We start from the raw sequence: 12,646 nt of genomic DNA on the forward strand, positions 1-12,646 counted from the left end.
GGCCCCGTCAGCCGGTTGCAGCTAAAATAGCGGTCTGGCTCGTACTTCTTTCAACATGTCCCGACGCATCATTCCTCTCGCCGACGTCAGCGGGATGCCGGACGTCTCCGGCGTCGCGCATGCCCCCGACGGCACGCTGGCCGACACGTTCGCCAGGCCGCTGCGCGATCTGCGCATTTCGGTGACGGACCGTTGCAATTTCCGCTGCGTGTACTGCATGCCGCGCGCGGTCTTCGACAAGGATTACCCGTTCCTGCCGCACAGCGCGCTGCTCACGCACGAGGAAATCGAGCGCGTGGCGCGGCTCTTCGTCGCGCACGGCGTCGAGAAGATCCGCATCACGGGCGGCGAGCCGTTGCTGCGCAAGAACCTCGAATTCCTGATCGAGCGCCTCGCGCGCCTGACGACGCACGCCGGCCGCCCGCTCGACCTGACGCTGACGACCAACGGCTCGCTGCTCGCCCGCAAGGCGCGCGCACTGAAGGACGCCGGGCTCACGCGCGTCACGGTCAGCCTCGATGCGCTCGACGATACGCTGTTCAAGCGCATGAACGATGCCGAGTTCGCGAGCGCCGACGTGCTCGACGGCATCTTCGCCGCGCAGGCCGCCGGCCTCGCGCCGGTCAAGGTCAACATGGTCGTGAAGCGCGGCACCAACGACAGCGAGATCCTGCCGATGGCCGAGCGTTTCCGCGGCACCGGCGTGATCCTGCGTTTCATCGAATACATGGACGTCGGGACGTCGAACGGCTGGAACATGACCGAGGTGCTGCCGTCGGCGGACGTCGTCGCGCGCATCACCGAACATTTCCCGCTCGTGCCGCTCGAGCCGCACACGGCGGCCGAAACCGCGCAGCGCTGGGGCTATGCGGACGGCCGCGGCGAGATCGGCGTGATCTCGAGCGTCACGCAGGCGTTCTGCGGCGACTGCACGCGCGCGCGGCTGTCGACCGAAGGCAAGCTGTACCTCTGCCTGTTCGCGTCGGCCGGCCACGATCTGCGCGCGCTCGTGCGCGGCGGCGCGAGCGATGCCGAGATCGCGACCGCGATCGCCCGCATCTGGCAGGCGCGCACCGACCGCTATTCGCAACTGCGCGGCAGCGCATCGGCCGCCGCCGCGCCCGACGGCGCGGGCAAGCGCGTCGAAATGTCGTATATCGGCGGCTGACGCACGCCGCCCCTTTCCGCCTTCGCACGATGCCCGCTCCCGCCTCCGCGTCGATCGCCGGCCTGCTGCTTGCGGGCGGACGCGCCACGCGCATGGGCGGCGTCGACAAGGGCCTGCAACTGCTCGACGGTACGCCGCTCGCGCTGCACGTGTTGCGCCGGCTGTCGCCGCAGGTCGACGAGACGCTGATCAGCGCGAATCGTCATGCCGATCGCTATGCCGAACTCGGTGCGCCGTTCGACGCGCGCATCGTCGCGGATGAAACTCCCGACTTCCCCGGGCCGCTCGCAGGCCTGCTCGCCGGCATGCGCGTGGCGCGCGCGCCGCTGGTCGCGTGCTCGCCGTGCGACACGCCCTATCTGCCCGCCGACCTCGTCGCACGGCTGCATGCGGCGCTCGACGCTCAGCAGGCCGACATCGCGATGGCGGTCACCGTCGACGCGCAGCGGATGCGCTCGCCGCAGCCGACGTTCGCGCTGCTGCGCACGTCGCTGGCCGACGATCTGGCCACCCGGCTCGCGGCCGGCGACCGCAAGGTGCGTGCGTGGTACGCACGCCACAAGACGGTCGAAGTCGAGTTTCGCGACGAGCGTGCGTTTTACAATGCCAACTCCTGGCAGGAACTCGCCGCGCTGGCCCGCCGCTGACGGCCCCGTGCCGTTCCCGCCCGGCGCCCGCCACACGCGACACCCGCGCCCAGGCACCCTCCTCGCGCCACCGGCCACGAACCCGATACGCCTCGCGGCGCAGTCCGACTGATGATCACGCAATCCTCGCCCGCCTCCCGAACCGCACCCGACCCCGACGCCCCGCTGTCGCTCGCCGACGCGCAGGCGCTCGCGTGCCGCTTCGTGGCGCCCGTCGACGCGTGCGACACGGTGGCACTGCGCGATGCGCTCGACCGCGTGCTCGCGGCCGACGTGAGCGCGCCGTTCGACATTCCCGCGTACGACAACTCGGCCATGGACGGCTATGCGTTCGACGGGAGCGCCACGGCGCTCGCCTCGGCGCAGGGCGAGATTGTGATGGCGGTCGCCGGCACCGCGTTCGCCGGCCATCCGTTCGACGGCGCCGTGGCGGCCGGTGCATGCGTGCGCATCATGACGGGCGCGCCGATGCCGGCCGGATGCGACACGGTGATTCCGCAGGAACGCGTGCGCGTCGACGGCGACACGATCCGCTTCGCCACGCACGACGTCACGCGCGGCGCGAACTGCCGCAAAGCCGGCGAGGATCTCGCGCGCGGCGCCTGTGCGCTCGCCGCGGGCCGCATCCTGCGGCCGTCCGATCTCGGCCTGCTCGCGTCGTTCGGCATCGCCGACGTCACGGTGCGCCGGCGCGTGCGCGTCGCCGTGTTCTCGACCGGCGACGAGTTGCGCGAGCCCGGCGAACCACTCGGCCGCGGCGCGCTGTACGACAGCAATCGCGGGATGCTGATCGCGATGCTCGAACGGCTGCACGTGGACGCGATCGACCTCGGGATCGTCCGGGACGACCCGGCCGCGCTTGAAGCCGCGTTGCGCGACGCCGTCGCCGCGCAGGCCGATGCGGTCATCACGTCGGGCGGCGTGTCGGTCGGCGAAGCCGACTTCACGCGCGACGTGATGGCGCGGCTCGGCGACGTGACGTTCGCGAGCCTCGCGCTGCGGCCCGGCCGGCCGCTCGCATGCGGCACGCTCGCACGCGCGGCCGACGGCGCCGGACACGCGCTGTTCTTCGGGTTACCCGGCAATCCTGTCGCATCCGCCGTGACGTTCTACGCAATCGTGCGCCCCGCGCTGCTGACGCTGGCCGGCGCACGGACGCCACCGCCGGCCATGTACACGGCACGCAGCACGCAGCCGCTGAAGACGCGTCCCGACCGCACCGAATACCTGCGCGGCATCGCGACGCGCGCCGCCGACGGCCAATGGCACGTCGCACCGGCCGGATCGCAAAGCTCCGCGTCGCTGAGCGGTCTTGCCGCCGCCAACTGTTTCATCGTCCTGGGCCACGATACCGCGGCAGTCGACGCGGGCGCCCCGGTCGACATCCTGCCGCTCGACGGCCTGATCTGAATTCCATTATCGGTATATTTCTACGGGGGCAATTCGCACATGAAGAAACAAATCTCGTCGATCGCCGCGGGGCAGACCGCGAAGGCGCTGATTCTCGTCTACCTGACGTTCAGCGTACCGATCGTGCTGCTCGGCATTCTCGTCGCGTACATCCGCTACGGGATGGTCGAACTGAGCACGATCCTGAGCGCGCTGTTGCTGAACGCGATCCTCGGCTTCGTGCTGCTGTGGATCGCGTGCCACGCGTACAACTGGGTCGCGTCGCGCTTCGGCGGCATCGAGATCGTGCTGTCCGATCCGCCGGAGGAAGCGTGAGCGGCACGCCGCTGATCCGCGCGGCCGACCCGCGCGACGTCGGCGCGATCCTCGCGCTGATGCGCGAGCTGGCCGAGTTCGAGCAGCTCACGGCGCTGTTCGTCGCGACCGAAGCCGATCTGGCCGACGCGCTGTTCGGCGAGCGCCCGGCCGCCGAAGCGCTGGTTGCCGAGCGCGACGGCGCGATCGTCGCGTACGCGCTGTTCTTTCACAACTATTCGACGTTCCTCGGCCGCCGCGGGCTCTATCTCGAGGATCTGTACGTACAGCCGTCGCAGCGCGGCACGGGCCTGGGCACCGCGATGCTGCGTCATCTCGCGGCGCTCGCCGTCGAGCGCCGCTGCGGGCGCTTCGAATGGTCGGTCCTCGACTGGAACCAGCCGGCGATCGATTTCTACGAGAAGATGGGCGCGACCGTGCTGCCGGAGTGGCGCATCGTTCGCGTGACGGGCGACGCGCTCGACACGCTCGCCGCGCAGTGAGCGCGAGCCGGCCGCGCCGGCGATCGCCGCAAAGGAAAACGGGCGCCGCAGCGCCCGTTTTCTCTATCCGACGGCTATCGACGACGTGCGTCACGCGTCGTCCGCATCCGCGCCGTCAGCCCCTTCCGCGCCGAGCAGCCCGGCCGCCGTCTCTCCCGGCAGCGCCTCGACCTGCTTCAACTTGCGGCTCATCACGCGCGTGCGCTGCTCGGCGGACTCGATCGAGCGCGTGACCGTTTCGAGCTGCGCCTTCGTGCGCGCGAGCACGTCTCCGAACTTGCCGAACTCGGTCTTGACCGCGCCGAGCACCTGCCATACCTCGCTCGAGCGCTGCTCGATCGCGAGCGTGCGGAACCCCATCTGCAGGCTGTTCAGCAATGCGGTCAGCGTGGTCGGCCCGGCGACCGTCACGCGATAGTCGCGCTGCAGCAGGTCGGTCAGCCCCGGGCGGCGCAGGATCTCCGCATAGAGCCCCTCGGTCGGCAGGAACAGCAGCGCGAAATCGGTCGTGTGCGGCGGCGCGACATACTTCTCGGCGATCGTGCGCGCCTCCATCCGCACCCGCGCCTCGAGCGCACGCGCCGCTTCCTCGACGGCCACCGCATCGGCACGCTCCTGCGCGTCGATCAGCCGCTCGTAGTCTTCGCGCGGGAATTTCGCGTCGATCGGCAGCCACACCGGCGGCGCGTCGCGCGTGCCGGCTTCGCGCCCCGGCAGCCGGATCGCGAATTCGACGCGCTCGGTGCTCTTCGGCACCGTCGCGACGTTCTTCGCGTACTGGTCGGGCGTGAGCATCTGTTCGAGCAGCGCCTCGAGCTGCACTTCGCCCCAGGTGCCGCGCGTCTTCACGTTGGTCAGCACCTTTTTCAGGTCGCCGACGCCGGCCGCGAGCGTCTGCATCTCGCCGAGCCCGCGATGGACCTGTTCGAGCCGGTCCGACACGAGCTTGAACGATTCGCCCAGCCGCTGCTCGAGCGTCGCGTGCAGCTTCTCGTCGACGGTGCGGCGCATCTCCTCGAGCTTCGCCGCGTTGTTCGTCTCGATTTCCTTCAGCCGCTGTTCGAGCGTCGCACGCACCTCGCCGATCCGGCGATCGTTCGCCTCGGTCAGTTGCGTGAGCTGCCGGTGCAGCGTGTCGCCGAACAGCCGCAGCGCGCCCGTCTGTTCCTCGCGCGCCTGCTGCGCCTGCCGCTGCAGGCTCTCGCGCATCGCGTCGAACTGCTGCGCATTGCCGGCGACGAGCTTGCCGAGCTGCTGCGCGAAGCCCTCGATCTGGTTGTTCTGCACGGTCGCCACGCTCGTCAGTTGCGCGGCGAGCGTCTGCTGCAACTGGGCGAAGCTGCCGGCCAGCTCCGTACGCGAGCCGCGCGCGCTTTCGACGATCTCGCCGCGCAATTCGCGTTCGAGCCGCTCGACGGCACGCGCCTGCGCATGCGCGGCATCCTCGATCTGATCGCCGAGCACGGCCGCATCGTCGTGGCGGCCGCCGCGCACGAGCGCGACGATCGCCACCGCGAGCGCGACGGCCAGCACGACGACCGCCGCAAGCAACAACGTCATCGTCATGCGCGCGGCTTCCCGATCACGTCAGGGTTGATCGGATTCGGCGGCTGCCCCGCACGCGGCCCCTCGCCCAGCGCGGCGATCAGGTTGTCGGCGGCGAGATTCGCCATCGCGCGGCGGGTCTTTTCGGTCGCGCTCGCGATATGCGGCGTCAGCACGACGTTCGGCACCTCGAGCAGCGCCGGATGCACGGTCGGCTCGCCTTCGTACACGTCGAGGCCGGCCGCGGCGATCGTCCCGTCGCGCAGCGCGGCGGCCAGCGCCGCATCGTCGACGATCCCGCCGCGTGCGATGTTGGTCAGCGTCGCCGTCGGTTTCATCTTCGCGAGCTCGGCCGCGCCGATCGTGTGATGGTTCTCCTTCGTGTATGGCAGCACGAGCACGACATGGTCGGCGCGCGCGAGCAGCGCCTCCTTCGACACGTATTCGGCATTCAGCTCGGCCTCGATCTCGGGCGCGACCCGCGACCGGTTGTGATAGATCACCTGCATCCCGAAGCCGCGCGCACGGCGCGCGAGCGCCTGGCCGATGCGGCCCATGCCGATGACGCCGAGCGTCGAGCCGTAAATGTCGGCGCCGAGGAAACCGTCGTACGCCCACTTCTGCCAGTGACCGGCGCGCAACCAGTGCTCGGATTCGGCGATCCGGCGCGCGGCGGCCATCATCAGCGCCCAGCCGAAATCGGCGGTCGATTCGTTCAGCACGTCAGGCGTGTTGGTGCCGAGCACGTTCGCCGCGTTGAACGCGGCCATGTCGAAGTTGTTGTAGCCGACCGCCATGTTCGCCACGACGCGCAGGCGCGGCGCCGCCGCGAGCGTCGCCGCGCCGACCGGGTCGCCGGCCGTCAGCGCGCCGTCCTTGTCGGCCAGGCGCGCGGCGAGCGCGTCGGGTGCGAGCGCGTCGCCATCGTTCCAGTCAACGTCGAAATACTGCTTGAGCCGTTCGATCACGTCCGGAAAGATCGGACGCGCGACCAGGATCTTCTGCATCGCCATCTCCGCATGCCGCGGGCCGATCGCGGCGCGCATCGCGCCGCCGGGACTGCCCGCGCTTGGTTGAAAGTCGTCAGGTTACGCCGGGAAGAAAATCACCGACGTCAGCAGGAACACGGGCACCAGGATAACGAGCGCCCAGCCGAGGTACGCGAAGAAGCTCGGCATCTTCACGCCGCGCGATTCGGCGATCGCCTTCACCATGAAGTTCGGCGCGTTGCCGATGTAACTGTTCGCGCCCATGAACACCGCACCGGCGGAAATCGCGGCGAGCGTCGACGCGCCGGCCGTCATCAGCGTCTGGGCGTCGCCGCCCGCGAGGTTGAAGAACACGAGATAGGTCGGCGCGTTGTCGAGGAACGACGACAGGATGCCCGTCGCCCAGAAGTACATCGCGTCGATCGGCTTGCCGTCGGCCCCCGTGACGAGATGGACGATCTGCGCGAACGCGCCGTCCGCGCCCGCGCGCAGGATCACGATCACCGGCGCGATCGTCACGAAGATGCCCGCGAACAGCTTCGCGACCTCCTCGATCGGCGCCCAGTTGAACGCGTTGCCTTCACGTGCGGAACGCGGCGTCAGCGCGAGCGACGCGAGCGTCACCGCCACGAGCGCGACGTCGCGCACGAGATTCTGCAGCGCGACGTGCGTACCCCACACGTCGAACGCGATGCCCGGCTTCCATACGCCGCTCATCAGCACGAGTGCGATCACGGCCGCCAGCAGCACGAAGTTGATCTTGCCGTCGATCGACAGCGCCGCGCCGTCGGGCGTCGGATCGAGCACGGCCGGCCGCTCCTCGCCGCCCTTCCGGTAGAAGTACGTATCGAGCGCGAAGAACAGCGTCAGCAGCACCACGCAGATGAACAGCATCGGCAGCGCGAGATGCGTGGTCGTCCAGAAAAAGCTCACGCCGTTCAGGAAGCCGAGGAACAGCGGCGGATCGCCGAGCGGCGACAGCGAGCCGCCCGCGTTCGCGACGAGGAAGATGAAGAAGATCACCACGTGCACGACGTGCTTGCGGTTGTCGTTGGCGCGCAGCAGCGGCCGGATCAGCAGCATCGCGGCGCCCGTCGTGCCCATCACGCTCGCGAGCAGCGTGCCGAGCGCGAGGATCGCCGTATTCAGCTTCGGCGAGCCATGCAGGTTGCCGTTCACGCAGATGCCGCCCGCGACCGTGTAGAGCGCGGTGAGCAGCACGATGAACGGAATGTATTCCTCGAGCAACGCATGCACGAGCGTGCCGAACGCGGCGCCGGCGCCGAACGCGACGGCGAACGGCGCGAGGAACACGATCGCCCAGCCGGCTGCGATCTTGCCGAAGTGGTGATGCCAGAACACAGGGGCGACGAGCGGGAACAGCGCGATGGACAGCAGGATCCCGGCGAACGGGATGCCCCAGAGCGCGGACAGCGTGGCTCCGTCGAGCGTGGCGGCCGATGCGAGCGCGGGCGCGGCGCCAAGCGCGATTCCCGACGCCATGCCCGCCCAGGCGGCATGTCGTTTCATGCAGAACTTCCTTGTTCGAGTAGCGATGGATGCGGCGGGTGCGTCATGCGCCCCGTACGACGATCGCGTGCACGCGGTACGGGCCGTGCGCGCCCAGAATGATCGTTTGCTCGATGTCGCCCGTGCGCGACGGGCCCGACACGAAATTGACCGCACGCGGCAGCTCGCCGCGCTCCGCGCGAATCAGCGCGAACGCGTCTTCATGACCGGCGACGATGCGCGACGCCGGCACGATCGCGATGTGGGTTTCCGGTAGCAGGCCGGCCGATGCATAAGTGTCGGGGCCGGACAGCAATACCAGCGACCCCGTTTCGGCGGTCGCGCAAAAGCAGCCGGTCAAGCCGACGAGATCGCCGTCGCGCGGCTTGCGGCACTCGACCGACAGGCCGGCGCCCGCCCAGTCGAAATCGGCCAGCGTGCGCCATGCGACGGCCTGCGTCGGCAGACCATGAGCGGCAAGATAACGGGCGGCGGCGGCAGGCACGTCGGCCAGCGTCGCGACTTCGTCGACCGTGGTCGACAGGCGTGCAGCCTCGTCGACGAAAGCGGCGACGAGATCGGCCGGCGCCGGCGGGCGCGGGCCCTGCGGATGACGGGCGAGATAGTCGGCGACGCCGTCGCGCTCCGCTGCATCGGGTTCGGCCGCGCGCCCCTGCGCCGCGCGAATGCGCGCGAGGATCTGGCGACGGGCAGCGGAAGTGTCCATGAACGGTCCTCGTGACGTTGGCGTGCAATACGTCGGATTATACCGGCCGCCCCTGCCGCGACGCACCTTCGGCCGAACGGCCAAAGCCTACTTCGACGCGTCTTCCTCGACCGGCTGCGCGATGCCGAAGACCTGCCGCAGGTACGCGAGATACGCCTTGTCGTCGCACATGCTCTTGCCAGGCGAATCGGACAGCTTCGCGACCGGCTGGCCGTTGCAGCGGACCATCTTGATGACGATCTGCAGCGGCACGTAGCCGAGATCGTTGGTGAGGTTGGTGCCGACGCCGAACGCGAGCTTGCAGCGGCCGCGGAACCGTTCGTACAGCTGCATGACCTTCGGAATGTCGAGCGCGTCGGAGAACACGAGCACCTTGGTGCGCGGGTCGCATCGGTTCGCCTCGTAATGGAGCAGCATCCGCTCGCCCCAGTCGAACGGATCGCCCGAATCGTGGCGCGCGCCGTCGAACAGCTTGCAGAAGTACATGTCGAAGTCGTTCAGGAACGCGTCCATGCCGTAGACGTCCGACAGCGCGATACCGAGATCGCCGCGATATTCCTTCGCCCACATCTCGAAGCCGTAGATCTGCGAATCGCGCAGCCGCGGGCCCAGCGCCTGGCACGCCTGCAGGTATTCGTGCGCCATCGTGCCGAGCGGCGTGATGTCGTGCTTCATCGCGTACAGCACGTTGCTCGTGCCCGCGAACTGCGGGCCGAGCCCGTCGCGCAGCGTGAGCGCGACTTCCTCGTGCCAGACCTTCGAGAAGCGCCGGCGCGTGCCGTAGTCGGCGATCTTGCAGTCGGCGAATTCGGGCTTCGCGCCGAGCAGCTTGATCTTCTCGCGCAGCCGCTCGCGGCCTTCGCGATAGTCGGGCTCGCGCTGCGTGTTGCGGAAATAGACTTCGTTGACGATCGCGAGCACCGGAATCTCGAACAGGATCGTATGCAGCCACGGGCCCTCGATCACGATGTCGATCTCGCCGTTGCCCTTCGGCGACGACGTGATCGAGATGTACTTCTCGTTCAGGTGGAACAGCGCGAGGAAATCGACGAAGTCGCTCTTGATGAAGCGCATGCGCCGCAGGTAGTCGAGTTCGACGTCGGAAAAGCGCAGCGAGCACAGGCCGCGCACCTCGTCGCGAATCTCGTCGATGTACGGGACGAGATCGACGCCGGGCGTGCGGCACCGGAAACGGTATTCGACGTTTGCGGCGGGGAAGTGATGCAGGACGACCTGCATCATCGTGAACTTGTAGAGATCCGTGTCGAGCAGCGAAGTGATGATCATGATGACGGCAGCGCCAATATCGTGACCGGCCCCGGCGCACCGCGCGCCGCCCGGTCTGTCGGTCATGTTACCCGAATGCGTGCCGGACCATCGTGAAACCGCCCCGCCGGCTCGCGCTTCGCGCCGCCGGTGCGTGTGCGGGTATCCGCGTTGCGCACCCCATAAACTAATCACGAAACGATATAAGCCGGATAGCCGACCACGACATGCGGGTTTTGCGCTTCAGTTACAATGCCGCTTTTGGCGCAAACGCCACCCCATATACCGCCAAGCAGGAGCGTTTTAATGACTCACGTTGTGACCGAAGGCTGCATCAAGTGCAAATACACGGATTGCGTGGATGTGTGCCCGGTGGATTGCTTCCGTGAAGGTCCCAACTTTCTCGCCATCGATCCGGACGAGTGCATCGACTGCGCCGTGTGCGTCGCCGAATGCCCGACCAATGCGATCTATGCCGAAGAAGACGTTCCGGGCGACCAGCAGCAGTTCACCGAGCTGAACGCCGAGCTGGCGAAGAACTGGCCGTCGATCACGAAGACCAAGCCGGCGCCCGCCGACGCGGACGAGTGGAAGGACGTGCAGGACAAGCTGCACCTGCTCGAGCGCTGATCGCGCGGCGGCCGCAAAAAATTTTTATGTGTCGCGGCTCCAAAGTATTGACAGGTTAGCGAACACTCCATACAATCTCGTTTCTCTGCTGTTGTTGTTTGTTCCCCGATAGCTCAGTCGGTAGAGCGCCGGACTGTTAATCCGTAGGTCCCTGGTTCGAGCCCAGGTCGGGGAGCCAAAAACGCAAAGGCCCGTTGAAAGTGGACAGGTTTTTTGTTGGAAAGCACAACACGCAGATGTACCGATTTATTCCCCGATAGCTCAGTCGGTAGAGCGCCGGACTGTTAATCCGTAGGTCCCTGGTTCGAGCCCAGGTCGGGGAGCCAAATAGCGAAAGGCCCGTCATTCGACGGGCCTTTTGTTTTTCCGGCCACCGTTCCGTCTTTCTGCTTTTCGTGGCCCGGCCATGCGCATGCTAGAGTCTCTGTCCCGCATTCGCATCCTCCGGTTCCGTCGATGAAGCATCGCCTCCTCCGTTTCGCCCCCGTCGCCCTCCTGCTCTCCGCCTTCGCCGCCGCACCGCTCGCGCACGCGGAGGAAGTCGGCAGCGTCAACACCCATTTCCGCGTCACGGGTTCCGACCGCGTGGTCGTCGAGGCCTATGACGATCCGGTCGTGAACGGCGTGACCTGCTACGTGTCGCGCGCCCGCACCGGCGGCATCAAGGGTACGCTCGGCGTCGCCGAGGATCCGAGCGAAGCGTCGATCGCGTGCCGGCAGGTCGGCCCGATCAGCTTCAAGGAGCCGCTCAAGCAGCAGGCCGACGTGTTCAGCGAACGCATGTCGTTCATCTTCAAGACGCTGCACGTCGTGCGCGTGGTCGACAAGAAACGCAACACGATCGTCTACCTGACCTACAGCGACCGTATCGTCAGCGGCAGCCCGAAGAACGCCGTCACCGCGGTGCCGATGCCGGCCGGCACGACGATTCCGCTCAAGTAAGCCCGCACCCGCCGGGCGCGCGAGCGATACACTGTCGGTTCGACCGCTCCCGCGCCCGATCATGCCCGCCACCCGCCTTCCCGATTCCGCACGCTACTGGCGCACGCCGCTCGTGCCGGACGCGGATCTGCTCACGGCCACCTACCGCGATCACGCGTTCGCGCCCCACTGGCACGACGCGTACACGATCCCGGTGATTCTCGAAGGCGCGGAACGCTTCACCTACCGCGGCACCGGTTATGTCGCCGAGACAGGCACCGTGCCCGTGATCAATCCCGGCGAAGTGCATACGGGCTCGCGTGCCGCCGACGAAGGCTGGTGCTATCGCGTCAGCTACATGCCGGTCGAATTCATCCGCGAACTCGCGAGCGCGATCGCGGGCCGCCCGCAGGATGCACCGTGGTTCGCCCCCGGCGTGATTCGCGACGCCGATCTCGCGGCGCGGCTCACGCGGGCGCACCGGATGCTGGAAGCCGGCAGCGAGCGCGCGCTGTCGTCGCATGCGCGTGCGCCCGGGCAGCCGGTAGACGATCCGGCGGCCGGCGATCCGCGCCCGTACGATCCGCTCGCCGCCGAAACGGCAATGCTCGACGCGCTGTCGACGCTGATCGCGCGCCACGCCGACGCGCGGCCGCGACCGGCGCCGCTCGCGGCCGACGAACCGCGCGTCGACGCGATGCGCGAGCGGCTCGCCGCCGATCTGACGAGCACGGTGACGCTCCACGACGTCGCACAGGCGGCCGGCCTGTCACCGTTTCACGCGGCGCGCCTGTTCACGCGCACGACCGGCATGCCGCCGCATGCGTGGCGCAACCAGTTGCGGCTGCAGCGTGCGCTGGCGCCGCTGCGCGCGGGCGTGCCGGTCGCCGATGTCGCGGCGGCCAGCGGCTTCGTCGACCAGAGCCACTTCACGCGGCATTTCAAACGGATGTTCGGCGTGCCACCCGGGCGCTGGCAGGCAAGCTGACGCGCGGCTTCCCGCAGCCGGCCACCACGCTGCAACTCGCTCCGGCCCT

13 protein-coding genes and 2 tRNA genes are annotated in these 12,646 nt (G+C 68.3%); 10 read left to right on the top strand and 5 right to left on the bottom strand.

Annotated elements, in window-relative coordinates; all coding sequences use genetic code 11:
• The first annotated feature begins 55 nt into the window (after positions 1-55).
• From moaA to KPB06_RS19300, 5 genes are all read left to right on the top strand, one after another.
• Positions 56-1,168: a GTP 3',8-cyclase MoaA gene (moaA, locus tag KPB06_RS19280; RefSeq protein WP_089464632.1), complete on the top strand. Its 1,113-nt coding sequence runs from the start codon at positions 56-58 to the stop codon at positions 1,166-1,168.
• A gap of 29 nt (positions 1,169-1,197) precedes the next feature.
• Positions 1,198-1,815 (top strand): molybdenum cofactor guanylyltransferase MobA, encoded by a 618-nt coding sequence (gene mobA, locus KPB06_RS19285; RefSeq protein ID WP_104012363.1) that lies wholly within the window; start codon positions 1,198-1,200, stop codon positions 1,813-1,815.
• A 111-nt stretch (positions 1,816-1,926) separates the two neighbouring features.
• Positions 1,927-3,225 carry a molybdopterin molybdotransferase MoeA gene (gene moeA / locus KPB06_RS19290; RefSeq protein WP_104012364.1) on the top strand — a complete coding sequence of 433 codons (1,299 nt, stop codon included), beginning with the start codon at positions 1,927-1,929 and terminating at the stop codon, positions 3,223-3,225.
• Between the two features lie 39 nt (positions 3,226-3,264).
• Complete coding sequence (locus KPB06_RS19295; protein WP_006476519.1) at positions 3,265-3,540, top strand: hypothetical protein; 276 nt, start codon at positions 3,265-3,267, stop codon at positions 3,538-3,540.
• Positions 3,537-4,022 carry a GNAT family N-acetyltransferase gene (locus tag KPB06_RS19300; RefSeq protein WP_104012365.1) on the top strand — a complete coding sequence of 162 codons (486 nt, stop codon included), beginning with the start codon at positions 3,537-3,539 and terminating at the stop codon, positions 4,020-4,022. The genes KPB06_RS19295 and KPB06_RS19300 overlap by 4 nt, the downstream gene beginning before the upstream one ends.
• 90 nt (positions 4,023-4,112) lie before the next feature.
• Here KPB06_RS19300 and KPB06_RS19305 read toward each other — a convergent pair whose 3' ends face one another.
• The 5 genes from KPB06_RS19305 to pncB all read right to left on the bottom strand — a co-directional run bounded on the left by KPB06_RS19305 (position 4,113) and on the right by pncB (position 10,079).
• Positions 4,113-5,588, bottom strand: a complete 1,476-nt coding sequence (locus KPB06_RS19305; RefSeq protein WP_060965740.1) for a DNA recombination protein RmuC — start codon at positions 5,586-5,588, stop codon at positions 4,113-4,115.
• The gene (locus tag KPB06_RS19310; RefSeq protein WP_059638337.1) at positions 5,585-6,574 is read right to left on the bottom strand and encodes a 2-hydroxyacid dehydrogenase; all 990 of its coding nucleotides are present in this window, start codon (positions 6,572-6,574) and stop codon (positions 5,585-5,587) included. The genes KPB06_RS19305 and KPB06_RS19310 overlap by 4 nt, the downstream gene beginning before the upstream one ends.
• 81 nt (positions 6,575-6,655) lie before the next feature.
• On the bottom strand, positions 6,656-8,086 hold the full coding sequence (locus KPB06_RS19315) for a sodium:proton antiporter (protein ID WP_089464627.1): 1,431 nt from the start codon (positions 8,084-8,086) through the stop codon (positions 6,656-6,658).
• A 43-nt stretch (positions 8,087-8,129) separates the two neighbouring features.
• Positions 8,130-8,792, bottom strand: coding sequence for a LutC/YkgG family protein (locus KPB06_RS19320; protein ID WP_059574025.1), 663 nt, complete (start codon positions 8,790-8,792; stop codon positions 8,130-8,132).
• A gap of 87 nt (positions 8,793-8,879) precedes the next feature.
• Entirely contained in the window at positions 8,880-10,079 is a 1,200-nt protein-coding gene (gene pncB, locus KPB06_RS19325; protein WP_059574026.1) for a nicotinate phosphoribosyltransferase, read from the bottom strand.
• Positions 10,080-10,364: 285 nt separating this feature from the next.
• Here pncB and fdxA point away from each other — a divergent pair, with 285 nt between their 5' ends.
• The 5 genes from fdxA to KPB06_RS19350 all read left to right on the top strand — a co-directional run bounded on the left by fdxA (position 10,365) and on the right by KPB06_RS19350 (position 12,597).
• The gene (fdxA, locus tag KPB06_RS19330; RefSeq protein ID WP_011544919.1) at positions 10,365-10,688 is read left to right on the top strand and encodes a ferredoxin FdxA; all 324 of its coding nucleotides are present in this window, start codon (positions 10,365-10,367) and stop codon (positions 10,686-10,688) included.
• Positions 10,689-10,790: 102 nt separating this feature from the next.
• A tRNA-Asn gene (locus KPB06_RS19335) sits at positions 10,791-10,866 on the top strand.
• Between the two features lie 72 nt (positions 10,867-10,938).
• Positions 10,939-11,014: transfer RNA gene (locus KPB06_RS19340), tRNA-Asn, on the top strand.
• 130 nt (positions 11,015-11,144) lie between these two features.
• Entirely contained in the window at positions 11,145-11,630 is a 486-nt protein-coding gene (locus KPB06_RS19345; RefSeq protein ID WP_059574027.1) for a CreA family protein, read from the top strand.
• A gap of 61 nt (positions 11,631-11,691) precedes the next feature.
• Positions 11,692-12,597 (top strand): AraC family transcriptional regulator, encoded by a 906-nt coding sequence (locus tag KPB06_RS19350; protein ID WP_059574028.1) that lies wholly within the window; start codon positions 11,692-11,694, stop codon positions 12,595-12,597.
• Positions 12,598-12,646 lie beyond the last annotated feature (49 nt).

The organism is Burkholderia semiarida, from assembly GCF_029268935.1.
GTDB lineage: Bacteria > Pseudomonadota > Gammaproteobacteria > Burkholderiales > Burkholderiaceae > Burkholderia > Burkholderia semiarida.

Coding starts and splice junctions, on each gene's coding strand:
- moeA (WP_104012364.1), top strand. CDS start 1,927: ATGATCACGCAATCCTCGCCCGCCTCCCGAACCGCACCCGACCCCGAC.
- fdxA (WP_011544919.1), top strand. CDS start 10,365: ATGACTCACGTTGTGACCGAAGGCTGCATCAAGTGCAAATACACGGAT.
- KPB06_RS19345 (WP_059574027.1), top strand. CDS start 11,145: ATGAAGCATCGCCTCCTCCGTTTCGCCCCCGTCGCCCTCCTGCTCTCC.
- moaA (WP_089464632.1), top strand. CDS start 56: ATGTCCCGACGCATCATTCCTCTCGCCGACGTCAGCGGGATGCCGGAC.
- pncB (WP_059574026.1), bottom strand. CDS start 10,079: ATGATCATCACTTCGCTGCTCGACACGGATCTCTACAAGTTCACGATG.
- KPB06_RS19305 (WP_060965740.1), bottom strand. CDS start 5,588: ATGACGATGACGTTGTTGCTTGCGGCGGTCGTCGTGCTGGCCGTCGCG.
- mobA (WP_104012363.1), top strand. CDS start 1,198: ATGCCCGCTCCCGCCTCCGCGTCGATCGCCGGCCTGCTGCTTGCGGGC.
- KPB06_RS19320 (WP_059574025.1), bottom strand. CDS start 8,792: ATGGACACTTCCGCTGCCCGTCGCCAGATCCTCGCGCGCATTCGCGCG.
- KPB06_RS19295 (WP_006476519.1), top strand. CDS start 3,265: ATGAAGAAACAAATCTCGTCGATCGCCGCGGGGCAGACCGCGAAGGCG.
- KPB06_RS19310 (WP_059638337.1), bottom strand. CDS start 6,574: ATGCAGAAGATCCTGGTCGCGCGTCCGATCTTTCCGGACGTGATCGAA.
- KPB06_RS19315 (WP_089464627.1), bottom strand. CDS start 8,086: ATGAAACGACATGCCGCCTGGGCGGGCATGGCGTCGGGAATCGCGCTT.
- KPB06_RS19350 (WP_059574028.1), top strand. CDS start 11,692: ATGCCCGCCACCCGCCTTCCCGATTCCGCACGCTACTGGCGCACGCCG.